Consider the following 24,766-nt stretch of genomic DNA (forward strand, 5'->3'; position numbering starts at 1 on the left):
AAGATGCCGCATTACGCGGCATCACTTTCCGTAAAATCGACGATGTCATCGTGATCAAACACAACGTTACTGTCCTCTTCCTCGTACAGCGCGTCTTCGTCAGGTTCGATGACCAGATCTTCCAGCGTTTTTTTAGGTGCCGATTCTTTCAGATCAAGTTGAGCGCTAGCTTCTTTGCGGTTGGTTTTTTTCGGTTTCGCTGTGCTTTTCTTTTTGTTACCTAAAATATCCAATAGCAGGTCTTTTTGCTCGGCTAAATACATGGATAAGGCTTCTTTCTTATCATGATCTCCGGCTAGTTGGCTTTGATCTAAAACCTCATACAGTGCTTCTGCGGTATCCAACAGTTTGTCATAGGCATCGGCTTCGGCTCTTGAAGTAAAAGTCATTTTTTCTATTCCATCGCGTTCTACAACATATTTGATAATGACAGGCATGATCCACCTCATGAAAAATAATACTGTATAAATGTACAGTATTATTTGTTTCTCTGTCTAGTGCTTTTGTTTGTTGATTTAGGCAATGATTGATAAAGTTGCGTTCTTGCTAAAGGAAACACTTTTATGGCCGTTGATTTTTCTCAGATAGACTTCTCCATTTTAATGGATCACGTTGAGTTTGTTTTGACGTTTACTTGGATTTTATTGTCCTACATCGTTCGACGTTATACGAAACGTGCAATTCGCCTCCACCAAAAACTTGAACATGATAAGAAACGTCAACGGATTAATACGGTCGATAACATATTCAACCTGCTGTTAGTGGTTGGTTTGGTGCTTATCTGGTCATCTGAGTTACAAAATATTGCCATTTCCATTGCTGCCTTCATGGTGGCGTTGGTGATAGCCACGAAAGAGTTTATTGCCTGTATTGTAGGCGCGTTTTATCGAGCGAGTACTCGACCGTATCAAGTTGGAGACTGGATACGTATTGCAAACTATGAGGGCGAAGTGACGGACAGTGACTGGTTGTCGACCACATTGTTTGAAGTTGACTTGAAGGGGGGAGTTACACTTACACAGGGCGTACGACCGTGGTTCCTAATAGCGTTTTATTATTGAATACGGTTCAGAATTTGAACTATATGCGACGTTATGTGACACATACCTTTTCCATTTCTCGCCACTCAGACGACGTCAACCTGTTTACGATTAAAGAGCAAATTTTGGATAAAATTCGTCAGTATAGTGAGCATTTTCATGAGGTTGCGATTCGTTATAACAGCCTTATTGAGAAACGTTTAGACATTAAAATATCTGGCCCTGAGCCAAGAGTTCGCATCACGACAACCACAGAAGGTTACAATGTTTTTACCATTTCATTATTTTGTCCAACCGATGAAGCGGTGGAGATTGAGCAAAAAGTAACAGAGGATTTTATGAGTTTTTGGTATGAAAGGCGCCACGTTAATGCGACGACCATGGAGAAAGAAGAATGAAAGTAATTCGTAGATTGGCGATTGTTGCTTTGTGCTCCACGTCTTTGTTTTTAGTCGGCTGTAACAGTTTTAGTATTAGCGAAGTCGATATGAACAAAGAAGTGGAAAAACAGTTAGCGGAACAGCAAGAAAACCACATTACGCTTTTTTTGAATGGCAATACATTGAATTTAGATTTACTGGTGACAGGGGCAGACATTGATTTCACCGAGCGCGATGGTGGTTTAGTTTTGGTGGATATGACCAGTAACATGACTGGCACATTAAAAGCGTTTGGTCAGACATTTTCCGTTACCACAAAAGTGAACCCGTCGTTTGAATCTGGAGTGCGTATCGAGGAAGATCGTTTGTATTTGGTGGCACCAAAAATCACCCAAATTGACGTTGAGGGATCTAGCTTTAATGAAAAAATGTTGCGTTCTACATTGGGGTCTTTGCATGCAGACTTTGAAAAGTCCCTTGTAGAGTATTTCGATCAGCATCCCGTGTATGTGCTAAATCATTCACCCTCTGAAAAAACCGCAGCGGCCTTAGTTAAAAATATCATTATTACAGAGGATTCATTAGAGCTTTCTATCTTTTAGTCAATAACCATCTGGTGAAGGGTCTAGGTAAGTTGCCTTGTTGCCCTTATAATGCCGCAATAATTAATGCTCGAATTTTAGAATGAGGAAACAGCATGTCAATTGCAGACAATCAAGTCGTTCAATTTCACTATACTTTGCGTCATGGCGAAGAGTTGCTCGAAACCTCTGCGGGTAAAGAGCCAGCGGCGTATTTACATGGCCACGGTAATGTTATTCCAGGACTTGAAAAAGCGATGGAAGGCAAAGAGGTCGGTGATGAATTTGAAGTAACGGTTGCTTGTGCCGATGCTTATGGTGAGCGCCATGAAGATCGTCAGCAACAAGTGCCAGTCAAACATTTACAAGGCGCGAAACGCTGGAAAGCGGGAATGGTTGCTATGGTTCAAACGGATAAAGGCATGCGTCAAGTGACGGTTGTGAAAGTTGGATTGAAACACGCTACAGTTGATTTGAATCACCCATTGTCTGGCAAAGACCTGACTTTTAATATTCAAATCGTAGCTTCTCGTGAAGCGACCAATGATGAAATTGCTCATGGTCATGCCCACGGTGTAGGCGGTCATCACCACTAAGAGTGACGCACTCTAAGTATTGAATGATGCTGAATAGCCTCTGTTACGCATTACGTAGCAGGGGCTTTTGTTTTTTTACGCTTTTGTATTTTTTGGGTGGGCCTGAGAATGATTGATTTTAATCAAGTAATCGCAACAAATAGTAAAATTTAATAAGAATCGTTATCAACAGCTTGACAGATCTTGTCTTCATGCACATTATTGATAATAGTTATCATTTATATTGTTTGTTGTGTCATTTTCAGAGGGCGAAGTGATGAGTCATTATTTAGTGCCATTTTCAGTACTCGAGCAAACCATTCAGGGTGGCCAGTGTGCAGATTCCCCAGAAGTGCTTTATCATTATTTAAACCTAACAGAAGAGTATGCTGAACGATTGAACATTACCGATGCAACCTTGTTACATCAAAGAGTGTTCAATGTGTTGCTAGACACGGTTTGTGATACCAGCCTTGCTCCTCATTGGCGTCAGACCTGTTTAGATAAGGTGTATTTGCCCTTATCACATCTCAAGCATTTAATTGTCACCTATCAAGATGCCAAGAATTACTTCAAGATGGAACATAATTTACGAATTTTGAGCCATTACTTTCTTTCTTCTTTTGAACAACAAGGACAATATTAAAGAATGAGTATGCGTATTGAAAAAGACAGCATGGGGGAATTAGAGGTCCCAGAGAAGGCTCTCTATGGCGCTCAAACACAGCGAGCGATTAATAACTTTCCTATCAGCGGTGAGCCATTACCTGAGGCGTTTATTCGTTCTCTTATCTTAATTAAGGCGGCTGCGGCAAGGGCAAATGAATCTCTTGAATGTCTGACGCCTGAGATGTCTAAAGCGATTCAACAGGCCTGCGATGAGTTGTTAAATGCCGATAATTTAATGCGGCATTTTCCGGTTGACGTTTTTCAAACGGGATCTGGTACCAGCTCGAACATGAATGCCAACGAAGTGATTGCTACATTAGCGAGTGCATACCATGGTTCGGTTGTTAATCCTAATGATCATGTGAACTATGGTCAGAGTAGCAACGACGTTATCCCTAGTGCGATTCATGTGAGTGCTACGTTGGAATTGACGGGGCATTTGTTGCCCGCGTTGGAACATTTAAAAACTGCCATTCTTGAAAAAGGCGATTCGCTTGCTGGCTACACAAAAACGGGACGCACTCATTTGATGGATGCGATGCCAGTGCGATTGGATCAAACTTTCCACGCGTGGGCGGCGCAGTTGCAAGACAACATCGACAACTTAACCTACTTAGAAAACAAAACCACCCAACTTGCTCAGGGCGGAACCGCCGTTGGTACTGGTATAAATGCTCATCCAGAGTTTGCCATTACTTTTGCTAAAGAGCTGTCTGATCTAACCAAGGTGACGTTTGTACCAGGAAAAAACTTTTTTGCCCTGATAGGCTCTCAGGACACGGCAGTGGCTTTGTCTGGTCAATTAAAGGCTGTGGCAGTCACTTATATGAAAATTGCCAATGATCTACGTTGGATGAACTCTGGGCCATTGGCAGGGTTAGGTGAAATTACATTACAAGCCTTGCAGCCAGGTTCGTCAATTATGCCGGGCAAGGTGAATCCGGTGATACCAGAAGCCACGGCTATGGTAGCCGCACAAGTGATTGGTAACGACGCGGCGATTACTATCGGCGGGCAATCGGGGAATTTTGAATTAAACGTCATGTTGCCCATGATTGCTAAGAACCTGCTAAACAGCATCAAACTACTGGCAAACAGCGGACAGCTTTTAGCCGACAACGCTATTGCTACGCTCAGTGTGAATGAAGATAAATTGAATCAAGCGCTGCATCGTAACCCCATTTTAGTCACGGCTCTTAATCCCATCATTGGTTATGCCAAAGCCGCTGAAATCGCCAAAAAAGCTTATAAAGAAGGTCGCCCAGTGGTGGATGTCGCCGAAGAGGAAACGGATTTAAATCGAGGTGAATTGTTGGCTCTACTTGATCCAGCTAAGTTAACTCATGGAGGAGTCTAGGGCTGAATGAAAAGGTTTCCTTATTTGGTTTTTCCCTTTCCAAATAAGGAAAATCAGCCAGCGTCCGCGCTGGCTGATTTTATTCAAAATAGAGTCTTTAACGCTTCATCCACAGCGGTTTTAGCGTGAATGTAAGTAGTATCAAATAAAGGCACGGTGACGTGTTCTTGTTTTAATAATAGGGTGATTTCCGTACAGCCTTCGATGACGGCATCGGCACCGGCGTCTTGGAGTCGATTAACGATGTCGATATAGATCTCTCTCGATTCAGGAAGAATTTTCCCCAAGCATAATTCTTCGTAAATAATTCTATGTATCTCGTCTCTGTCTTGCTTTGATGGCGTGATGACCTCTAAACCAAATTGTTCTTCTAATCGTTTAATATAAAAGGCTTCTTCCATTGAATAGCGGGTGCCGATAAAGCCAACTTTTTGATGCTTTTGTCTAACGAGTTCTTTGGCTGTTGCATCGGCAATGTGCAGCAAAGGAATTTTTACGGCACTTTGAACAACATCAGCGACCTTGTGCATGGTGTTAGTCGCAATAAGAATGAAATCAGCCTTAGCTTGTTCTAAACGTTTGGCCTCAGCGGCGAGAATTGCTCCTAACTGTGACCAGTCACCTTGATGTTGCAAGCGTTCAATTTCAGCAAAATCGACACTGGATAACAGTATTTTAGCGGAATGCAAGCCACCAAGTTTCTGTTTTGTCAGCTCGTTGATGTTTTTGTAATACAGAGCCGACGACTCCCAACTCATTCCCCCAATAATGCCGATGGTTTTCATTCTGCGTCCTTTAGTTTTTATCTTGAATCCATAAAGTCTAACGCTGTTATTCAGCAGTCGTAATGCACAGATGGGAAAATTAATGAAGCAGACTGTAATGGCGCAATGACGCCGTTAAAGGCTTCTGGTCATAAATACACTGTAAGGATCAAGTTTGTAATCGGAGAAAGGGCCACATTCAGTAAAGTCATGCTTGGCGTAAAGTTTTCTAGCTGGCGCGAAGAAGTTTTGTGATCCTGTTTCTAGGCTGATTCTATTGAGTCCTTTTTGCTTGGCTGCATCGAGAATATGGCGTAGTAAGTTAGAAGCAATGCCTTTGTTGCGGGCTGCGCTGGTAGTGCGCATAGACTTAATTTCGCCATGTGTTTCATCCAGTACCTTGAGCGCGCCACAGCCGAGTAATTGGCTACCTTCCCAAACCGTCCAAAAGGTAATGTTTGGTTTTTTTAATCCGTCTAAATCTAATGCAAAAACGCATTCAGGCGGTGATGCGGCGAACATGTCTTTAAGGTGTTCGGTGAGTATTTGTTTGACTTCTGGGCCGGATAAGTCATCGATTCTGATGTCCATTGGGTGTATATCCTTTGTTTTTGAGTTCAAAAATAAAGCAATTTTTGTACCTTAATTAGCTTTTTTTAGTCGTTAAACAAAAGTGTATACTGCTTATTTAAATAGGCACTAGATGAGCGAAAGGTTTGAAATGACAGATTCATTAAGTTTACGACCTGTTGAGATGGCCGATGCCGATCTTTTGTTGCTGTGGCGTAATGATCCAGACACCCGCCAAGCCTCTCATAATAGCGATGAAGTGACGCTTGCGTCGCATCTTGTTTGGCTTGAGTCTTCGTTAAGTGACCTGTCAAAAAGGCGTTTGTGGATAGCCGAAGTCGATGGTGTCGCGGTGGGCACTTGTCGAGCAGATCGAATGGCTGGTGTTTGGGAGTTGTCTTGGACGGTTGCACCAGAAGCGCGCGGAAAAGGCGTTGCTCACCGCATGCTGTCCAAATTGGTGCTGTACTTTAAGGAACCGCTGGTGGCGCAAGTGAAAGTTGGTAATATGGCATCGATAAAAGTCGCTGAACGCGCTGGATTTGTCTTAGATAAACAAGAACAGGGAGTGCTGTTCTATGTTTATCCTAATGCCTCTTTTAGGGCAGACTAGTCGTCAAAGCGAATACGAATTTTCGGTTCGTTTGGCTTTTTCACGGTTGGTTTACGCAGTGGATCGACTAGTTTTTCCAATCCATTGATTTTGATTTCTAATGCCAGTTGCAGCCATTGGCCTAGGTTGCCATTGGGCCAGCCTTCATGGGCGAACCAAAGTAAATAGGCTTCTGGTAGATCGATTAAAACTCGACCTTGATATTTGCCAAAGGGCATGGTTTGACGGGCTACTTGTATCAAATCTTCTTGAGAAAACATGCGGCTTACTTATTCGTGAATGTGGGGAGTATTTAACCATAGAGTATTTATTTGGCAAATGGCGGATCGTCTCTAAACCGTTGAATTAAATAATCACAAATACTTTGTAATTTCGGTGAGGGTTGGCGAACTTTTGGGTAAACAAGCCAAACACCACTGTACGGATACTGATATTGCGTTAGCAGCGGAATGAGCTTGCCGCTGGCAAGATCATCGACTACATAATAGTCAGGCAGTTGCGCAATGCCCAAGCCTTTACGTACGGCATCTAATAAGGCGGGGCCAGAGTTACTGCGCCATTGGCTGGCGACCTTCATTTCTTTACGTTGCCCATCTTGTTGAAATAGCCAATGACTTTTGGAGCCAATTAAGCAGCTGTGTTTGTTTAATTCCGCTAATGTATGTGGCATACCGTGTTGATCGATGTATTCTCTTGATGCGCAAAGGTATTCTTCTCTGTCACATAATCGCCGTGATAAATGGCTGGAATCCTTCATGGCGCCCATACGAATCGCCAGATCATAACCTTCTTCGATCAAGTCCACCGGGCGATTGGTAAGATGAAAGTCCAATTCAATCTTTGGGTGATGCAATAAAAAATCATTCATCAAAGGTGCAATGTAGCGTTCACCAAAGGTGGTGGCGCAGGTCATTTTGAAGGCACCAATGGGGGCTTGATTTAAGGTCGAAATCATTTCTTCGGCACTGCTTAATGCTTCGGGTAAACCTCGACAGTGTTGATAATACAGTTCACCCGCGTCGCTTAAACGGATGCGTCTTGTGGTACGAAATAGTAATGTCGTGCCTAGCTCCGCTTCAAGTTGCGTGATCAAGCGACTGATGTGTGACGCCGATACACTCAGTTTCGTCGCCGCGGCGGAAAAGCTGCCTTGCCGAACCACTTCAATAAAAGCCTCCATGGCTTCCCAATTTTTCATAATTTGCCCCTTGAGATGGAAAAAAAACTGTTTATTTTGTTATATTATAACTCAAAAAGGCTGTTTTGAAATGATTGTTGCTGTATGGCAAGAATCATTTTCCAAATCGAGCATTATCCTTGTAATCATTTGCGTCTACACTGGTGGTATCGAAAATGAATCTAAACACACTTTGGAGTGCGCTATGAAATGTAAAGCTGCTGTTGCTTGGGGTCCAGGCCAACCACTGAAAATTGAAGAAGTGGACGTTCAAGATCCGCAAAAAGGTGAAGTGCTTGTGCGCATGGTGGCAACAGGCGTTTGTCATACAGATGCGTTCACCTTGTCTGGTGAAGATCCAGAAGGCATTTTCCCTGCGATTCTTGGTCATGAAGGTGCTGGTGTTGTTGAAGTCGTAGGCGAAGGTGTTACCACGCTTAAAGTGGGCGATCACGTTATTCCACTTTACACAGCAGAATGTGGCGAGTGTAAATTCTGTAAGTCTGGTAAGACTAACCTTTGCCAAGCTGTTCGTGTGACTCAAGGGAAAGGCCTAATGCCAGATGGCACGAGCCGTTTCAGCATCAATGGTGAGCCAATTTATCACTATATGGGTACCTCTACTTTCTCTGAGTACAGTGTGGTTCCTGAAATTTCTTTGGCGAAAATCCACGTTGACGCGCCACTAGAAAAAGTCTGCTTGCTAGGTTGTGGTATCACGACTGGTATCGGCGCCGTACTCAATACGGCGAAAGTGGAAGAGGGCGCGACGGTTGCCGTCTTTGGTTTGGGGGGCATTGGTCTGTCGGTTATCCAAGGTGCTCGCATGGCAGGCGCGTCTCGCATTATCGCGATTGATATCAATGAATCTAAATTCGAAATGGCGAAACAGTTCGGCGCGACTGATTGCATCAATCCAAAGAAATTCGATGCGCCCATTCAGCAAGTTATCGTTGATATGACCGACGGCGGCGTAGATTACTCATTCGAATGTATTGGTAACGTACAAGTGATGCGTCAAGCGCTTGAGTGCTGTCATAAAGGTTGGGGCGAATCCATCATCATCGGTGTGGCCGGTGCTGGCCAAGAAATCTCCACTCGTCCATTCCAATTGGTTACCGGTCGAGTCTGGAAGGGTTCTGCTTTTGGTGGCGTAAAAGGCCGCAGTCAATTGCCAGGTTACGTAGAAGACTACATGAATGGCAAGATCGAAATTGATCCATTCGTGACGCACACCATGCCGCTTGAGCGTATCAACGAGGCGTTTGATTTGATGCATAAAGGCGAAAGTATTCGTACTGTCATTCTTTTCGACAAGTAAGCCCTTGATAAATAACCGTGATCACATCGTTTTGATAAGCCCGCTAAGCGGGCTTTTTTAACATAACAAAGGAGACAGCGATGGAATTGTTATCCAGTACCAAAAGCTTTGGTGGTTGGCTAAAGCGCTATAAACATGAAAGCTTATCTGTAAAAGGCGACATGACGTTTGCTATTTACCTGCCACCACAAGCTGAAACGCAAAACGTCCCGGTTTTGTATTGGTTATCCGGCCTGACGTGTACCGACGAAAACTTTACCCAAAAAGCGGGGGCTTTTCGTAAAGCCGCTGAGTTAGGTTTAGCGATTGTTTGTCCAGACACCAGTCCGCGCGGCACAGACTATCCGAATGAACATGAAAGCTACGACTTCGGTTCTGGTGCGGGCTTTTATATCAACGCCACGGTGGAACCTTATTCGAACACTTACCACATGTATGATTACGTGGTGCAAGAGCTGCCGCATTTGGTAGAAACCAACTTCCCTGTGACAGACAAGCGTTCGATCTCTGGTCACTCAATGGGAGGGCATGGCGCCTTGATTTGCGCGTTGAAGAACCCAGGTAAGTATCAATCTGTCTCTGCCTTTGCGCCCATTGTCAACCCAACCAAATGTCCTTGGGGCGAAAAAGCCTTCACAGGATACTTGGGCGAGGATAAGAGCACTTGGAGTGAATGGGATGCGACTTTGCTGGTGGAAAACGCAAGTGAACGATTACCATTGTTTATTGATCAAGGCGAAGCAGATAACTTCTTGGTAGAACAACTTAAGCCAGAAGCTCTAGAAACAGCCTGTGAAAAAGCCGGACACCCGATCACGCTACGTCGTCAACCAGGCTACGACCATAGCTACTTTTTTATCGCCAGCTTCATTGATGATCATCTAGAGCATCATTTCAACGCGTTGAGTTAGTTGTTTAATCAAAAAGCCTTGGTTGCTATTGACTGTTTAGCAGGCCAAGGTTTTTTTGATTTGTTTTCTAGGATGAGAACCTTGTTATCAAAAGAGGCTTGTTTGCCTGTAAGGGTAACTTCAAATGGTTGCTCATGTTTATTTTATGGGTTGATCTATATTGAAGGGTGAGTCAGGACCAAGCAATTCGTTGGTGAGTATTTTGGGGGAAATGTTAAGTTCAAAATGAAACAATTTTGAATCTATGCCGCAACCATCAAAAACAATGGCCCATCCTTCTGTGCTACCTTCTTTTGGTAATCGCCAGCATACGCCTTTTATATTGGCATAACGCGTACCATCTGCATCCTCTGTGATTGGGTAGTTAACTTCTTTAGTCAGGCCTTTTAGATACTCTTTCTGTGCTTTTTTCGATTCTGCTATTTTGTCTCTGAGGCTCTTCAGAAAAGATTTTTGTTAAGGTTTCGTCCTTTACATTGGAAGGTAAAGACACATTTGATAAGTCAAGAAGCACTGGTCTATCAGTTCCTAATGAGGAGGCATCAAGAGGCGTAGAACTTAGATCATTGCTGCGTTGTGTATTTTCTGAAAGAGGTTGTGTTTGATCAATGTCGCTGTCTATCTCTTTAGGATCAAATGAGTGATTCTTTTCGCTTAGCTCTTTTCCGCTTATTTTTTCTGTTGCAATGGTTGCAGGAGAAGATGTTTTTTCTGTTGGTTCCGTCCGTGCTGTAGTTTCTGGTTGTAATACTTTTTCTGATGGTTTTGGCTCAACAGTCACAGGTAAATCTTGTTCGTTTGAACGTATTGCGTCGGATGGTGTTGTGACGGAAGGCGTCTCAAGGACAGGCGCTTGTGTTGGTAGTAGTTGTAACTCTAGTGTTAATGGTTGGGCGGTTGTTTTGAACCAATCTTGGCTATCTGATAGTTCAATGACTAGTACATGTATTGCGATAGCACTAACTAGTGCCGCCGCCCATGGCGCAAATTTTTGTTTCATTAGACTTCTTAAAAGGTGCTTCTTACTATGATTGACGATAATTGAGTCCATGGAATGTCTACATCTATGTAGCTTGTGCTAAAAATATAGCAAATTCAACCGCAAGGTCATTACCATTTGTAAAAATATTGAGAAAAGAATATCCATGTAATTGGCTTACTGGGGTTGGGAAACGAACTGGCTGCAAGGTATACTGTGATAATCGAAAATAGAAGAGATAAGACGATGTTTAAGTTGCTTTTAGTATGTGTTTTGGCTGTTTTTCTTACAGCTTGTGGAAATAAGGGTGCGCTCTATTTGCCGAACGACATGACTGATGCAAAACAAGAGTCGTCTTTGTAACTGAGGATTCCCCATTGGATTTTTTTAATTATTCAAATCAGACTCTGCATGCAGAGAATGTTGCGTTGTCAGATATTGCTAGTCAGTATGGCACACCTTGTTATGTGTATTCTCGTGCCACTTTTGAACGCCACTATAAAGCGTATGCTGATGCATTTGCATCGCATCCGACTTTAATTTGTTATGCCGTAAAAGCCTGCTCAAATATTGCAATTTTAAATGTGCTGGCCCGTTTAGGCTCTGGTTTTGATATTGTTTCTATCGGTGAACTTGAGCGTGTGTTAAAAGCGGGCGGTGAGCCTTCGAAAATTATGTTTTCTGGCTTGGGCAAACAAGCAGTAGAAATGCGTCGAGCATTAGAAGTCGGTATTCATTGTTTCAATGTCGAGTCTGAAGCGGAACTGTACCGTTTGGATCAAGTCGCTGGTGAAATGGGGAAAGTGGCGCCTGTCTCTTTACGCGTTAATCCAGACGTGGATGCGAAAACACACCCTTACATTTCGACGGGGTTGAAAGAAAATAAGTTTGGTATCGATATTAAAGACGCGGTGCGTATCTATAAAATAGCTCATCAATTACCCAATTTAAATGTGATGGGTGTTGATTGCCATATCGGATCACAATTGACAGAGTTAAAACCTTTTCTAGATACATTTGATCGTTTAATTGGTTTAGTGGATGAATTGGCTGATGCTGGTATTACTATTAAGCATCTCGATCTAGGCGGGGGATTGGGGGTTCGTTATCGTGATGAAGTGCCGCCAGAGCCTGCTGATTATGCGAAGCTGCTACTTGAAAAAGTAAAAGGTAAAGATTTTGAATTGGCGTTTGAACCTGGCCGTTCTATTGCCGCCAATGCGGGTGTTTTATTAACGCAAGTTGAGTTTTTAAAATGCACGCCGCACAAGAACTTTGCCATTATTGATGGTGCAATGAACGATTTGATTCGTCCCTCTTTATACGGTGCTTGGATGAATATCGTTCCCGTTTCTTTGTTGCCAACGCCTGAAGGTAAACGCAATTATGATCTTGTTGGCCCTATTTGTGAGACAGGCGATTTTTTGGGTAAGGATCGTGAACTTGATATTCAAGCTGGTGATCTTTTGGCGGTTCGTTCAGCTGGGGCTTATGGCTTTACCATGGCATCAAACTACAATAGCCGTAATCGTGCTGCGGAAGTGATGGTAGATGGTGATAAGACCTATTTGATTCGTGCTCGTGAAACGATTGAACATCAGTTAGCTGGTGAGCAAATTTTGCCAGACTAAGGAGTCCGTTATGTTGTTAAAATTTACTAAAATGCACGGACTAGGGAACGATTTTGTGGTCGTTGATGCAGTGTCTCGTAAGGTGTTTTTTAATAAACAGCAAATCGAGAAATTGAGTGATCGTAACTGGGGGATTGGTTTTGATCAGCTTTTGGTCGTCGAGCCGCCAACCAATCCTGATATGGATTTTCGTTACCGCATTTATAATTCGGATGGCAGTGAAGTTGAGCATTGTGGCAACGGTGCTCGCTGTTTTGCTAAATTTGTTTTGGATAGAGAGCTAACGAATAAACGCATTATCAACGTCGAAACAAAACGTGGCGCGATTCAATTGCGTGTTTTGGACGGAGGCTTGGTCACAGTCGATATGGGGGAGCCAAGTTTTGATCCAAACGACTTGCCGTTTACTGCCGAGCCTTCAGATGCGCTTTATAGCATTATGGCTGGAGACGTTGAGTATTTTATGACGCCAGTGTCTGTTGGTAACCCCCATGCTGTCATCAAGGTCGACCAGTTGACTGATGATGAAGTGGCGACTGTTGGGGCTCTGATTGAGTGTCATGAGCGTTTTCCTAGAAAGGTGAACGTGGGTTTTATGCAGGTTATTAGTCCTGACGAAATCAAGTTACGAGTTTATGAGCGTGGTGTCGGTGAGACCCAAGCTTGTGGGACAGGAGCTTGTGCAGCGGTTGTTGCGGGTATTAAGCAAGGATGGCTGTCACCTAAAGTCACTGCGCATTTGCGAGGTGGGGATTTGCATATTGAATGGCAAGGTGAAGGTTCACCTATTCTGATGACAGGTCCTGCTGAAAAAGTATTTGAAGGTCAAATATACCTATAAGAGGGGTTATGAGCGAAGAAGAGGTTATTCAATATCTGTCAAACACACCGGAGTTCTTTATCCGGAATGCTGATTTGTTGGAGAGCCTAACGCTTCCTCATCCAGTTAATGGCAAGGTGGTTTCTTTACTAGAATATCAGGTCAATTTACTGCGCAAGTCAACGGCTGATTATCGCGCTCAATTTGAGCGTTTAGTCGAAGTGGCTCGTGAAAACGAGTCAACTATGCAAAAAAGTCGTCGCTTAGTATTAGCTGGACTGACATGCAGTTCTTTGGATGATCTTGTTGTCATTATTGATGATATGGTGAGAGAAGATTTTGATGTGTCTCACCATACCTTAATTTTGTATGGTGAATTTCCTGATAATGCGGTTCGGTCTCATAAATTGGAAGAAAATGAGGCATCTTTGCCTCACACTTCCGGTTTTACTGAGTGTTTCTGTGGTGCCTTGCCAGATAACGAGATGAACTTTCTTTTTTCTGATAGCGCTTCATCAATTCGCTCAGTAGCCGTCTTGCCTCTGCTATCACGAGAAAGTGGCACGATAAAAAAATGTGGTGTCCTTGTGTTGGGAGCAGAAAGTAAATCTGCTTTTGATAAAGATAAGGGGGCTTTGTTTCTTCAATATGTTGCCGACTTATTGAGTGCTATTTTGTTAAGGCTGTTGCCGTGAGTGTGTTGATTACTTTTGATCTCGACAATACTCTTTGGGACGTCTCGCCCGTAATAATGCGAGCGGAATATGCCATGGAATCTTGGTTTGAAGAGCGTTTTCCGGGGTTTTCTCAGCAATATTCTGTTGTTGCGCGAGAAGCGTTAAAAACTAACGTCTTATCTCTAAAACCTGAGATGGCCTTTAATTTGACTGCTGTAAGATTGGCAGTCTATAAGCTTGCGTTAAAACAATTTGGACTACCATCAGAGGAAGCTGAGTCGGTTGCTGGTGCAGCGCTGGCGCATTTTTGTGAGTGGCGTCAAAAAGTGGACCTCTATCCCTATGTTGTCGATGTTTTGGAAGCATTGAAGCAAGATTATGATTTGGCTGTTATTACCAATGGTAATGCAGATGTGTTCCATCCTTACGTTGGTTTGGGGCAATATTTTAGTTTTGCTGTGAGGGCTGATGAAGTCGGCGTTGCAAAGCCTGACGCCAGTGTTTTTCAGATTGCGGCTAAGAAAGCTGGGGTTGATTTGTCTGAGATTATTCATGTTGGAGATCATCCAACAGATGATGTTTTTGGGGCATCAAATGCTGGTGCGAAAAGTGTTTGGTTCAATCGGCATGGTGCGCAGCGTTGGTCTGATGAGTGGGGAGCGCGTTCGCACGCGGAAATACATTCGCTGCTTGAGTTGCCAACCGTTATTCGGTCACTATTATAGTATTTTTCTATTGCTATAATTGATGAGAACTCGTTTTTACCCCTATCATTTAGTGATACACTAGTTGTATTCAATGGTTAAAATAGAATTTTAAGGAATTATTATGAGTGAAAATACAATCCAAATTACTGATGCTCAGTTTGCAGAAGAAGTGCTAAATTCTGATATCCCTGTTATTGTCGATTTTGGGGCTCCATGGTGTGGACCTTGTAAAATGATCGCGCCTGTTTTAGAAGATGTTGCTGCAGAATATGCTGGTAAAGTTAAAGTGGTTAAACTAAACGTTGATGAAAACCAAGAAACTGCACCTAAATACAATGTACGTGGTATCCCTACGTTGCTTGTTGTTAAAGGTGGTGAAGTGGTTGCAACTAAAGTGGGTGCTGTTTCTAAATCTCAATTGATTGAATTTGTTAATGGCGCTATCTAATAGTACTGTTTTGTAAGAACACAAAAAAGCAGCCGTTTGGCTGCTTTTTTGTTTTACTATTCCGGTTGCTTAATTTTTATTGAGTGATGCAAGTTTTTGTGCGAATTCAGGGGAGTGGGAATTTGCGAGTGTTGCAACTACTTTCTTTGCATAAGGCAAATAGTTTTTCAGGTCGTTCTTTGGCATTGGCTCATCATTGGGCAGTTTAACCGTGATCGGATTTTTGTGAGTGCCGTTAATTCTAAATTCATAATGCAAATGGGGGCCTGTTGCCCAGCCTGTTTGTCCGACATAGGCAATAACTTTTCCTTGCTGTACTCTAGCGCCGCGCTTGGTGCCTTTGGCGAAGCCTCTTAAGTGTGCGTACAGAGTTTGGTACCCTCTACCATGATCAATAATTACAACGTTACCATAACCATTTTGCTTGCCTGCGAAAGATATTTTTCCATCTCCGGCCGCTTTTACTGGGGTGCCACTGGCTGCAGCATAGTCTACACCTCTATGAGGCATTGTTGTTTTGAATACTGGGTGTAATCTGTTGGGGTTAAATTTCGAAGAGATCCTCGTAAAGTCAACAGGCGTTCGGATGAAAGCTTTTCGCATTGCAAGCCCATCAGGAGAGTAATAGCTTGATCCTTTTTCTGTTGAGTATCGGATAGCTTGATAAGTGCGGCCATTATTGATGAATTGAGCGGCAATGATGTTGCCATTTCCGATTTTTTCACCATCTAATAACTGTTCTTCGTATAAAACACTGAGGCTGTCGCCTTTGCGTATATCTAAGGCAAAATCGATATCCCAACCAAATATGTTGGCTAGCTCTATAAGGAGTGATTGGTCGATTCCTGACTTCAGTCCATCAACAAATAAAGAGTCGTTTATTTCAGCTTCCTTATATGCTTGGGTCACTTCTGGTGTGCGTGATGTTTCCTTCCTGGTGAATTCATCGCCGACTCGGTCAAACGTAACACTATCTAGGCGGTTGAGTATGAGTGTTAAGCTTGACAGCTCGCCAGACGTGTTATTGGTTTTAAATTGGAGGGTTTGGCCAGGTCTCATTTGAAGCAATGTTTTTTGTTTTGTATCAGCCATGGAGACTTTGTGGATATCTTGTGCTGAGATACCTTCAGCTGATAATAGCTTAGACAGCGAGTCGCCGGATTTAACTTCAACAGTTTGTTCTTTAAATACAGGGGGGCGCTTTTTTGAACTAATGCTTCTGGTGCAGGTATGTCGTGTATGGTTGTCGTTGTTGTCGTTGTTGTCGTATTTGTATTGGTTGTATCTGTTTTTATATTATTGGTAGAGATGAAGGTGTTTGGCACCGCAGTATTTGATGTGGGCGCAAGCTGTCGTAGATCCTGCAGCATAAGCTGTGACTGATCTATCACCTCAAAGTTTGCTTCAAGTGATATGGTGTTTTTATCTTCAATGTCATCATCAGGGAGTGCGACTAACACCACGGCTAGAAAGGCACTTACCATAGCGATTGAGAGTAAATGTTTTGCTGGTAATAATTTTGTCAAAATGTGCACCCAAAAAATCTTCAATAAGCCCTTATAATCCTACCAATATTACTTTTATAATTGAATGCTTAAATTAAGATAAACTCACTAGGATATGGATCAAAATAATGACTGTAAGCAGTAAAGACCTCTTAAATGACTTGCAAGCTCGTGGGCTTATTGCCCAAATGACGGCAGAAGATGAATTAAAAAAACATCTTGATGGTGAAAGTCGTACTCTTTATTGTGGTTTTGATCCAACGGCAGACAGTCTGCATCTAGGGCATCTTGTGCCTTTATTGGTATTAAAACGCTTTCAAGACGCTGGTCATAACCCTATAGCATTAGTTGGTGGTGCCACAGGTCTCATTGGTGATCCCAGTTTTAAAGCCGCTGAACGTCAACTAAATACGGCTGATGTTGTAGCTGGCTGGGCCGAAAAAATTCGAGGTCAAGTTAGCCAGTTTATAAAATTTGACAGTGTGTCAAATCCCGCGCGCGTTGTGAATAATCTTGACTGGGCTGGCAAGATGAGTGTGTTGGATTTTTTGCGTGACATAGGAAAACATTTTTCTGTTAATGCCATGATCAATAAAGAGTCTGTACAGCAACGTTTAAATAGAGAAGGCGCAGGAATTTCTTTTACAGAGTTTTCCTATGCTTTATTGCAAGGAATGGATTTTGCGGAGCTAAATCGAGTTTATGGCTGTACCCTTCAGATTGGCGGTAGTGATCAGTGGGGAAATATTGTTGGTGGTATTGATTTGTCTCGTCGCCAAAATCAATCACAAACTTTTGGTTTGACGGTTCCTTTGGTAACAAAAGCTGACGGAACAAAGTTTGGTAAAACAGAATCTGGAGCGGTTTGGTTGGATGCCTCCAAAACCAGTCAGTATGCTTTTTATCAGTTTTGGCTAAACACAGCCGATGCTGATGTGTATAAATTTTTAAAGTTTTTCACATTTTTAAGCCTTGAAGAAATTGCTGCAATCGAAAAATCTGATCAAGAGAGTGCAGGGAAACCACAAGGTCAATTGATTTTAGCTCGTGAAGCAACTCGCCTGGTACACGGTGAAGACGGATTGCAAGCTGCAGAGCGTATTACTAATGCTTTATTTAGTGGTGAGGCGGATCAGTTAAGTGAAAAAGATCTAGAGCAAATTCAGCTTGATGGTTTACCAAGTAGCTCGTTAGCTGGAATTAATCTGTCTGAAACGCCACTTACTAGTTTGATGGCGGATGCTGGGTTAGCTGCGAATGGGAAGCAAGTGAAGGATGCACTTCAGCGTGACTCTATTTTTGTTAATGGTGTTGCAAAAGGATTAAGCGATAACATGGCTGCAGCAGATATTTTTACAGCCGCAAATGGTTACTTTGGAAAATACTTCCTAGTGAAGCTGGGCAAGAAAAAACACCACTTGTTCGTACTATAACGATGGTATGTTAGCCGCTGATAAAGATGAAAGTGCTCAGGCGCCTTCATCTTTATCAAGTATTAATTAAAAATTTTCAAAATATCTTAAAAAAAGGTTGCACAAAATCTGTAGATCCTTAATATACGCCCTCGCTGACACGGACAAGGCTTCAGAGCAACGAAGATCAAGTTCAACTTCCTAGAAAACCTAGTAAGAGATTAAAGTCAGCCAGCTCTTTAAAATAGATAATCAGATAATTTGTGTGGGCGCTCGCTGGAGGCTTCAGAAGATTGTCTGGATTGGTTTTTAACTGATTCGAGATGGTCAAAAAAATTGAAGTCTTGCGAAACGTCTAACACGTCAATTCGCTTTATGTTGTTTCGTTGTTCTTCGGGATGATGAAATGATTAAGTTATTGTTAGTGTAATAGATTTTGAGTAAGCAAACTTTTTAACTGAAGAGTTTGATCATGGCTCAGATTGAACGCTGGCGGCAGGCTTAACACATGCAAGTCGAGCGGTAGCACGGAGAAACTTGTTTCTTGGGTGACGAGCGGCGGACGGGTGAGTAACGCGTAGGAATCTACCTAGTAGAGGGGGACAACATGTGGAAACGCATGCTAATACCGCATACGCCCTGAGGGGGAAAGGAGGGGACTTTTCGGAGCCTTCCGCTATTAGATGAGCCTGCGTGAGATTAGCTAGTTGGTAGGGTAAAGGCCTACCAAGGCGACGATCTCTAACTGGTCTGAGAGGATGACCAGTCACACTGGGACTGAGACACGGCCCAGACTCCTACGGGAGGCAGCAGTGGGGAATATTGGACAATGGGCGCAAGCCTGATCCAGCCATGCCGCGTGTGTGAAGAAGGCCTTAGGGTTGTAAAGCACTTTCAGGGGTGAGGAAGGGTGATTGGTTAATACCCAATTATCTTGACGTTAGCCCCAGAAGAAGCACCGGCTAACTCTGTGCCAGCAGCCGCGGTAATACAGAGGGTGCAAGCGTTAATCGGAATTACTGGGCGTAAAGCGCGCGTAGGTGGTTTGTTAAGTCGGATGTGAAATCCCAGGTACTCAACCTTGGAATGGCACCCGATACTGGCAGGCTAGAGTATGGTAGAGGGGTGTGGAATTTCCTGTGTAGCGGTGAAATGCGTAGATATAGGAAGGAACATCAGTGGCGAAGGCGACACCCTGGACTAATACTGACACTGAGGTGCGAAAGCGTGGGGAGCAAACAGGATTAGATACCCTGGTAGTCCACGCCGTAAACGATGTCTACTAGCCGTTGGGTTGTAATGACTTAGTGGCGCAGCTAACGCAATAAGTAGACCGCCTGGGGAGTACGGCCGCAAGGTTAAAACTCAAATGAATTGACGGGGGGCCGCACAAGCGGTGGAGCATGTGGTTTAATTCGACGCAACGCGAAGAACCTTACCTACTCTTGACATCCAGAGAAGAACGCAGAGATGTGTTTGTGCCTTCGGGAACTCTGAGACAGGTGCTGCATGGCTGTCGTCAGCTCGTGTTGTGAAATGTTGGGTTAAGTCCCGTAACGAGCGCAACCCTTATCCTTACTTGCTAGCGGGTAATGCCGAGAACTTTAAGGAGACTGCCGGTGACAAACCGGAGGAAGGTGGGGACGACGTCAAGTCATCATGGCCCTTACGAGTAGGGCTACACACGTGCTACAATGGCGTATACAGAGGGCTGCGAACTTGCGAGAGTAAGCGAATCCCAGAAAGTACGTCGTAGTCCGGATTGGAGTCTGCAACTCGACTCCATGAAGTCGGAATCGCTAGTAATCGTGAATCAGAATGTCACGGTGAATACGTTCCCGGGCCTTGTACACACCGCCCGTCACACCATGGGAGTTGATTGCTCCAGAAGTAGGTAGTCTAACCGTAAGGAGGACGCTTACCACGGAGTGGTCAATGACTGGGGTGAAGTCGTAACAAGGTAGCCCTAGGGGAACCTGGGGCTGGATCACCTCCTTAAACGATAGAAACCTCTGGTGAGCGTTCACACAAATTATCTGATGGTATGAGTTAATGATTATTCATTGGCGAGATACAGTATCTAGTTTAGAAAGCTTAGCGACAAAGCTTTAAGCAAGACACTAAACAAAGCGTCACGCAAGTGATGGTTTAGTCTCTGACTTAGTGCTTTGCACTAAACTTGCTCTTTAACAATTCGAATTTTGAAATAGACGATAATCAAGCGTCAAACCGGTGGAAAGCATCTTTAACCTAGATGACTTTCTAAATCGTAAATCCAGAGGGGTACAAAAGCCCTTTGGTATGTGATCCGAAACTATTTTGGGTTATATGGTCAAGTGACCAAGCGTGCACGGTGGATGCCTTGGCAGTCAGAGGCGATGAAGGACGTGGTAATCTGCGAAAAGGTTCGGGGAGTCGATAAACAGGCTTTGATCCGAACATGTCCGAATGGGGGAACCCACTCTACTTGTAGAGTATCCCACAGTGAATACATAGCTGTGAGGAGGCGAACGAGGGGAACTGAAACATCTAAGTACCCTTAGGAAAAGAAATCAACCGAGATTCCCTAAGTAGCGGCGAGCGAAAGGGGATTAGCCCTTAAGTGGTTTTGGTGTTAGTAGAAGGCTCTGGAAAGTGCCGCGATAGAGGGTGATAGCCCCGTATACGAAAACACCTTAATCATGAAAACGAGTAGGACGGGACACGTGTTATCCTGTCTGAATATGGGGGGACCATCCTCCAAGGCTAAATACTCCTGACTGACCGATAGTGAACCAGTACCGTGAGGGAAAGGCGAAAAGAACCCCTGTGAGGGGAGTGAAATAGATCCTGAAACCGTGTACGTACAAGCAGTGGGAGCGGACTTGTTCCGTGACTGCGTACCTTTTGTATAATGGGTCAACGACTTATTTTCAGTAGCAAGGTTAAACATGTAGTGGAGCCGTAGGGAAACCGAGTCTTAATAGGGCGTTTAGTTGCTGGGAATAGACCCGAAACCGGGCGATCTATCCATGAGCAGGTTGAAGGTTGAGTAACATCAACTGGAGGACCGAACCCACATCCGTTGAAAAGGCTGGGGATGACTTGTGGATAGGAGTGAAAGGCTAATCAAGCTCGGAGATAGCTGGTTCTCCTCGAAAGCTATTTAGGTAGCGCCTCGTATCTCACCATTGGGGGTAGAGCACTGTTTGGGCTAGGGGGTCATCCCGACTTACCAACCCCATGCAAACTCCGAATACCAATGAGTGCAATTACGGGAGACACACGGCGGGTGCTAACGTCCGTCGTGGAAAGGGAAACAACCCAGACCGTCAGCTAAGGTCCCAAAGTTACAGTTAAGTGGGAAACGATGTGGGAAGGCTTAGACAGCTAGGAGGTTGGCTTAGAAGCAGCCATCCTTTAAAGAAAGCGTAATAGCTCACTAGTCGAGTCGGCCTGCGCGGAAGATATAACGGGGCTAAAACTGTACACCGAAGCTACGGATGCTTAGTTTACTAGGCATGGTAGAGGAGCGTTCTGTAAGCCGTTGAAGGTCAAGCTGTAAGGCAGGCTGGAGGTATCAGAAGTGCGAATGTTGACATGAGTAACGATAAGGGGAGTGAAAAACTCCCCCGCCGGAAGACCAAGGTTTCCTGTCCCATGTTAATCAGGGCAGGGTGAGTCGGCCCCTAAGGCGAGGCAGAAATGCGTAGTCGATGGGAAACAGGTTAATATTCCTGTACTCGTGCATATTGCGATGGAGAGACGGAGAAGGCTAGGCCAGCACAGCGATGGTTGTCTGTGTTTAAGGCGGTAGGTTTAGGGCTTAGGCAAATCCGGCCCTTTTAAGACCGAGAACTGATGACGAAGCCTCTTTTGGGCGAAGTGGTTGATGCCATGCTTCCAGGAAAAACTTCTAAGCTTCAGATATGCAGGAACCGTACCCCAAACCGACACAGGTGGTCAGGTAGAGAATACCAAGGCGCTTGAGAGAACTCGGGTGAAGGAACTAGGCAAAATGGTACCGTAACTTCGGGAGAAGGTACGCCGGCCGGTGTGAAGGACTTGCTCCGTAAGCACTAGTCGGTCGAAGATACCAGGTGGCTGCGACTGTTTATTAAAAACACAGCACTCTGCAAACACGAAAGTGGACGTATAGGGTGTGACGCCTGCCCGGTGCTTGAAGGTTAATTGATGGGGTTAGCGCAAGCGAAGCTCTTGATCGAAGCCCAAGTAAACGGCGGCCGTAACTATAACGGTCCTAAGGTAGCGAAATTCCTTGTCGGGTAAGTTCCGACCTGCACGAATGGCGTAACGATGGCCACACTGTCTCCACCCGAGACTCAGTGAAATTGAAATCGCAGTGAAGATGCTGTGTATCCGCGGCTAGACGGAAAGACCCCGTGAACCTTTACTATAGCTTCACAGTGAACTTTGAACCTACTTGTGTAGGATAGGTGGGAGGCTTTGAAGCGGTGACGCCAGTTACCGTGGAGCCACTCTTGAAATACCACCCTGGTATGTTTGAGGTTCTAACTCAGGTCCGTAATCCGGATCGAGGACACTGTGTGGTGGGTAGTTTGACTGGGGCGGTCTCCTCCCAAAGAGTAACGGAGGAGCACGAAGGTGTGCTCAGCATGGTCGGAAATCATGCATAGAGTGTAAAGGCAAAAGCACGCTTAACTGCGAGACAGACACGTCGAGCAGGTACGAAAGTAGGTCTTAGTGATCCGGTGGTTCTGTATGGAAGGGCCATCGCTCAACGGATAAAAGGTACTCCGGGGATAACAGGCTGATACCGCCCAAGAGTTCACATCGACGGCGGTGTTTGGCACCTCGATGTCGGCTCATCACATCCTGGGGCTGAAGCCGGTCCCAAGGGTATGGCTGTTCGCCATTTAAAGTGGTACGCGAGCTGGGTTTAGAACGTCGTGAGACAGTTCGGTCCCTATCTGCCGTGGACGTTTGAGATTTGAGAGGAGCTGCTCCTAGTACGAGAGGACCGGAGTGGACGAACCTCTGGTGTTCCGGTTGTCACGCCAGTGGCATTGCCGGGTAGCTATGTTCGGACGGGATAACCGCTGAAAGCATCTAAGCGGGAAGCCTCCCTTAAGATAAGATCTCACTGGAACATAAGTTCCCTAAAGAGCCGTTCGAGACTAGGACGTTGATAGGTTGGGTGTGTAAGTGCTGTGAGGCATTGAGCTAACCAATACTAATTGCTCGTGAGGCTTGACCATATAACACCAAAGTGGTTTTGGATGAGAAGAGTGAAGGCTCAAGATCATCAAAATGACAAAGACACATAGTACGATAGAAACTGGTTTGACCTTGGTTATCGCTATTTCAAAATGAATTGTTAAAGATCCAAGCACGTATTCGCGTGTTTTGGTGAGGCCACAAAACCCCAGCCAGAACAAAACGCAACAGAATTGCTTGACGATCATAGAGGCGTTGAACCACCTGATCCCATCCCGAACTCAGAAGTGAAAAGCGCCATCGCCGATGGTAGTGTGGGAGATCCCATGTGAGAGTAGGTCGTCGTCAAGCTTTATATTAAGAGAAACCCCATCCTACTCAGTAGGGTGGGGCTTTTTCGTTTCAGGGACGTAGCATGATCCTTCCCACGTGCGTGTGGGGCTCTTTATCAAAGACACGCATGTGAGAGTAGGTCGTCGTCAAGCTTTATATTAAGAGAAACCCCATCCTACTCAGTAGGGTGGGGTTTTTTCGTTTCAGGGACGTAGCATGATCCTTGCCACGTGCGTGTGGGGCTCTTTATCAAAGACACGCATGTGAGAGTAGGTCGTCGTCAAGCTTTATATTAAGAGAAACCCCATCCTACTCAGTAGGGTGGGGTTTTTTCGTTTCAGGGACGTAGCATGACCCTTCCCACGTGCGTGTGGGGCTCTTTATCAAAGACACGCATGTGAGAGTAGGTCGTCGTCAAGCTTTATATTAAGAGAAACCCCATCCTACTCAGTAGGGTGGGGTTTTTTCGTTTCAGGGACGTAGCATGACCCTTCCCACGTGCGTGTGGGGCTCTTTATCAAAGACACGCATGTGAGGGATAAGCGTCGTCAAGCTTTATATTAAGAAGGCCCTGATAGCTAACGCTGTCAGGGCTTTTTTTCGTCTCAAGGAAAGGGGCCGAGGTGCATCACCATCACCTTGGTATTCGCTTCGCTTTTGACGACCTAAAGGCCGACAGGTTATTCGATTTTTGTAGGTCGTGGCCTTAGCCCGACACTACGTGACAAGCATGTGAGAGTTTTTATATTAAGAAGGCCATGATTACTCGCGGTTTAAAGCTATAAACTCCAATTAGTTAGAGTAATTGCTACTATAAGAAAGTTCTTGTTATGGATACCTACTTAACGTCTCGCTATAATCCAAACAGCATGTACTATGCCTGGGATATAGCCCAGTATGGTTAGTAATATGTTTAACCAGAAGGCACCACCAATACCCACTTGTAGGAAGACACCAAGTGGTGGCAGAAGAATGGCAAATAAAATTCTAATTAAATCCATGTCATCTAACCTTATGAATAATGTTTTTTGATTTCACGATTAGTTTATCTGACCGTTATGTCATTAGCTAATTAAGTGACGAACCCTTTACGTTATTTACAGGAATATGAGTAAGCC

The 24,766-nt window shown here is 44.4% G+C and carries 25 protein-coding genes and 3 rRNA genes; 19 read left to right on the forward strand and 9 right to left on the reverse strand.

The features are described 5' to 3' along the window. Nucleotides 1–11: 11 nt before the first annotated feature. On the reverse strand, nucleotides 12–437 hold the full coding sequence (locus AC0L6V_RS22125) for a YebG family protein (RefSeq protein WP_265220505.1): 426 nt from the start codon (nucleotides 435–437) through the stop codon (nucleotides 12–14). A 126-nt stretch (nucleotides 438–563) separates the two neighbouring features. Here AC0L6V_RS22125 and AC0L6V_RS22130 point away from each other — a divergent pair, with 126 nt between their 5' ends. The 6 genes from AC0L6V_RS22130 (at nucleotide 564) to AC0L6V_RS22155 (ending at nucleotide 4,602) form a co-directional block, all read left to right on the forward strand. Next, nucleotides 564–1,061, forward strand: a complete 498-nt coding sequence (locus tag AC0L6V_RS22130; protein ID WP_418138617.1) for a mechanosensitive ion channel domain-containing protein — start codon at nucleotides 564–566, stop codon at nucleotides 1,059–1,061. Continuing rightward, the gene (locus AC0L6V_RS22135; RefSeq protein WP_265220507.1) at nucleotides 1,034–1,438 is read left to right on the forward strand and encodes a hypothetical protein; all 405 of its coding nucleotides are present in this window, start codon (nucleotides 1,034–1,036) and stop codon (nucleotides 1,436–1,438) included. Before AC0L6V_RS22130 ends, AC0L6V_RS22135 begins: the two co-directional genes overlap by 28 nt. Continuing rightward, nucleotides 1,435–2,022 (forward strand): DUF1439 domain-containing protein, encoded by a 588-nt coding sequence (locus AC0L6V_RS22140; RefSeq protein WP_409419098.1) that lies wholly within the window; start codon nucleotides 1,435–1,437, stop codon nucleotides 2,020–2,022. The genes AC0L6V_RS22135 and AC0L6V_RS22140 overlap by 4 nt, the downstream gene beginning before the upstream one ends. Before the next feature lie 95 nt (nucleotides 2,023–2,117). Then, nucleotides 2,118–2,597 (forward strand): FKBP-type peptidyl-prolyl cis-trans isomerase, encoded by a 480-nt coding sequence (locus tag AC0L6V_RS22145; RefSeq protein ID WP_111608392.1) that lies wholly within the window; start codon nucleotides 2,118–2,120, stop codon nucleotides 2,595–2,597. Nucleotides 2,598–2,853: 256 nt separating this feature from the next. Beyond that, on the forward strand, nucleotides 2,854–3,222 hold the full coding sequence (locus AC0L6V_RS22150; RefSeq protein WP_265220510.1) for a hypothetical protein: 369 nt from the start codon (nucleotides 2,854–2,856) through the stop codon (nucleotides 3,220–3,222). Nucleotides 3,223–3,225: 3 nt separating this feature from the next. Further along, nucleotides 3,226–4,602, forward strand: coding sequence for a class II fumarate hydratase (locus AC0L6V_RS22155; RefSeq protein ID WP_409419099.1), 1,377 nt, complete (start codon nucleotides 3,226–3,228; stop codon nucleotides 4,600–4,602). Nucleotides 4,603–4,685: 83 nt separating this feature from the next. Here AC0L6V_RS22155 and AC0L6V_RS22160 read toward each other — a convergent pair whose 3' ends face one another. Both AC0L6V_RS22160 and AC0L6V_RS22165 read right to left on the reverse strand, forming a co-directional pair. Continuing rightward, the gene (locus tag AC0L6V_RS22160) at nucleotides 4,686–5,387 is read right to left on the reverse strand and encodes an aspartate/glutamate racemase family protein (protein WP_265220511.1); all 702 of its coding nucleotides are present in this window, start codon (nucleotides 5,385–5,387) and stop codon (nucleotides 4,686–4,688) included. Between the two features lie 114 nt (nucleotides 5,388–5,501). Further along, nucleotides 5,502–5,957 carry a GNAT family N-acetyltransferase gene (locus AC0L6V_RS22165; protein WP_265220512.1) on the reverse strand — a complete coding sequence of 152 codons (456 nt, stop codon included), beginning with the start codon at nucleotides 5,955–5,957 and terminating at the stop codon, nucleotides 5,502–5,504. Between the two features lie 130 nt (nucleotides 5,958–6,087). On the opposite strand from AC0L6V_RS22165, the gene AC0L6V_RS22170 reads away from it, so the two are divergent. Continuing rightward, on the forward strand, nucleotides 6,088–6,549 hold the full coding sequence (locus AC0L6V_RS22170; RefSeq protein ID WP_265220513.1) for a GNAT family N-acetyltransferase: 462 nt from the start codon (nucleotides 6,088–6,090) through the stop codon (nucleotides 6,547–6,549). Here the strand turns inward: AC0L6V_RS22170 and AC0L6V_RS22175 are convergent. Beyond that, on the reverse strand, nucleotides 6,546–6,809 hold the full coding sequence (locus AC0L6V_RS22175; RefSeq protein WP_265220514.1) for a DUF3820 family protein: 264 nt from the start codon (nucleotides 6,807–6,809) through the stop codon (nucleotides 6,546–6,548). The genes AC0L6V_RS22170 and AC0L6V_RS22175 overlap by 4 nt on opposite strands. Nucleotides 6,810–6,856: 47 nt before the next feature. Next, a complete protein-coding gene (locus tag AC0L6V_RS22180; protein ID WP_265220515.1) occupies nucleotides 6,857–7,747 on the reverse strand; it encodes a LysR family transcriptional regulator in 891 nt (296 codons plus the stop codon). A 184-nt stretch (nucleotides 7,748–7,931) separates the two neighbouring features. Between AC0L6V_RS22180 and AC0L6V_RS22185 the strand changes: the two genes are divergently transcribed. Then, nucleotides 7,932–9,047: an S-(hydroxymethyl)glutathione dehydrogenase/class III alcohol dehydrogenase gene (locus AC0L6V_RS22185; protein WP_409419100.1), complete on the forward strand. Its 1,116-nt coding sequence runs from the start codon at nucleotides 7,932–7,934 to the stop codon at nucleotides 9,045–9,047. An 80-nt stretch (nucleotides 9,048–9,127) separates the two neighbouring features. Continuing rightward, nucleotides 9,128–9,958 carry an S-formylglutathione hydrolase gene (fghA, locus tag AC0L6V_RS22190; RefSeq protein ID WP_265220517.1) on the forward strand — a complete coding sequence of 277 codons (831 nt, stop codon included), beginning with the start codon at nucleotides 9,128–9,130 and terminating at the stop codon, nucleotides 9,956–9,958. Nucleotides 9,959–10,331: 373 nt separating this feature from the next. Here the strand turns inward: fghA and AC0L6V_RS22195 are convergent, their stop codons facing one another. Continuing rightward, nucleotides 10,332–10,958, reverse strand: coding sequence for a hypothetical protein (locus AC0L6V_RS22195; RefSeq protein ID WP_265220518.1), 627 nt, complete (start codon nucleotides 10,956–10,958; stop codon nucleotides 10,332–10,334). Nucleotides 10,959–11,183: 225 nt separating this feature from the next. Here AC0L6V_RS22195 and lptM point away from each other — a divergent pair, with 225 nt between their 5' ends. The 6 genes from lptM to trxA all read left to right on the forward strand — a co-directional run bounded on the left by lptM (nucleotide 11,184) and on the right by trxA (nucleotide 15,220). After that, nucleotides 11,184–11,300, forward strand: a complete 117-nt coding sequence (gene lptM / locus AC0L6V_RS22200; protein ID WP_265220519.1) for an LPS translocon maturation chaperone LptM — start codon at nucleotides 11,184–11,186, stop codon at nucleotides 11,298–11,300. 14 nt (nucleotides 11,301–11,314) lie between these two features. Then, nucleotides 11,315–12,568, forward strand: a complete 1,254-nt coding sequence (gene lysA, locus AC0L6V_RS22205) for a diaminopimelate decarboxylase (protein WP_265220520.1) — start codon at nucleotides 11,315–11,317, stop codon at nucleotides 12,566–12,568. Between the two features lie 10 nt (nucleotides 12,569–12,578). Further along, the gene (gene dapF, locus AC0L6V_RS22210; RefSeq protein ID WP_409419102.1) at nucleotides 12,579–13,409 is read left to right on the forward strand and encodes a diaminopimelate epimerase; all 831 of its coding nucleotides are present in this window, start codon (nucleotides 12,579–12,581) and stop codon (nucleotides 13,407–13,409) included. 8 nt (nucleotides 13,410–13,417) lie between these two features. Continuing rightward, nucleotides 13,418–14,083, forward strand: coding sequence for a DUF484 family protein (locus AC0L6V_RS22215; RefSeq protein ID WP_265220522.1), 666 nt, complete (start codon nucleotides 13,418–13,420; stop codon nucleotides 14,081–14,083). Next, a complete protein-coding gene (locus AC0L6V_RS22220; protein ID WP_265220523.1) occupies nucleotides 14,080–14,790 on the forward strand; it encodes an HAD family hydrolase in 711 nt (236 codons plus the stop codon). Before AC0L6V_RS22215 ends, AC0L6V_RS22220 begins: the two co-directional genes overlap by 4 nt. A gap of 103 nt (nucleotides 14,791–14,893) precedes the next feature. After that, nucleotides 14,894–15,220: a thioredoxin TrxA gene (trxA, locus tag AC0L6V_RS22225; protein ID WP_418138618.1), complete on the forward strand. Its 327-nt coding sequence runs from the start codon at nucleotides 14,894–14,896 to the stop codon at nucleotides 15,218–15,220. 69 nt (nucleotides 15,221–15,289) lie between these two features. Here trxA and AC0L6V_RS22230 read toward each other — a convergent pair whose 3' ends face one another. Both AC0L6V_RS22230 and AC0L6V_RS22235 read right to left on the reverse strand, forming a co-directional pair. Next, nucleotides 15,290–16,369, reverse strand: a complete 1,080-nt coding sequence (locus AC0L6V_RS22230) for a peptidoglycan DD-metalloendopeptidase family protein (RefSeq protein WP_321160395.1) — start codon at nucleotides 16,367–16,369, stop codon at nucleotides 15,290–15,292. Continuing rightward, complete coding sequence (locus AC0L6V_RS22235; RefSeq protein WP_265220524.1) at nucleotides 16,276–16,746, reverse strand: hypothetical protein; 471 nt, start codon at nucleotides 16,744–16,746, stop codon at nucleotides 16,276–16,278. The genes AC0L6V_RS22230 and AC0L6V_RS22235 overlap by 94 nt, the downstream gene beginning before the upstream one ends. 107 nt (nucleotides 16,747–16,853) lie before the next feature. Here AC0L6V_RS22235 and tyrS point away from each other — a divergent pair, with 107 nt between their 5' ends. The 4 genes from tyrS (at nucleotide 16,854) to rrf (ending at nucleotide 23,666) form a co-directional block, all read left to right on the forward strand. Further along, on the forward strand, nucleotides 16,854–18,158 hold the full coding sequence (gene tyrS / locus AC0L6V_RS22240; RefSeq protein WP_265220525.1) for a tyrosine--tRNA ligase: 1,305 nt from the start codon (nucleotides 16,854–16,856) through the stop codon (nucleotides 18,156–18,158). Between the two features lie 433 nt (nucleotides 18,159–18,591). After that, nucleotides 18,592–20,135: ribosomal RNA gene (locus AC0L6V_RS22245) — 16S ribosomal RNA — on the forward strand. Between the two features lie 332 nt (nucleotides 20,136–20,467). Then, nucleotides 20,468–23,356: ribosomal RNA gene (locus AC0L6V_RS22250) — 23S ribosomal RNA — on the forward strand. 195 nt (nucleotides 23,357–23,551) lie between these two features. Next, nucleotides 23,552–23,666 (forward strand): 5S ribosomal RNA (rrf, locus tag AC0L6V_RS22255). Together the 16S, 23S and 5S rRNA genes form the textbook arrangement of a ribosomal RNA operon. A gap of 824 nt (nucleotides 23,667–24,490) precedes the next feature. Here rrf and AC0L6V_RS22260 read toward each other — a convergent pair. Continuing rightward, nucleotides 24,491–24,649, reverse strand: a complete 159-nt coding sequence (locus tag AC0L6V_RS22260) for a YqaE/Pmp3 family membrane protein (RefSeq protein ID WP_072839487.1) — start codon at nucleotides 24,647–24,649, stop codon at nucleotides 24,491–24,493. Nucleotides 24,650–24,766 lie beyond the last annotated feature (117 nt).

The organism is Marinomonas sp. G8-14 (genome assembly GCF_055808935.1).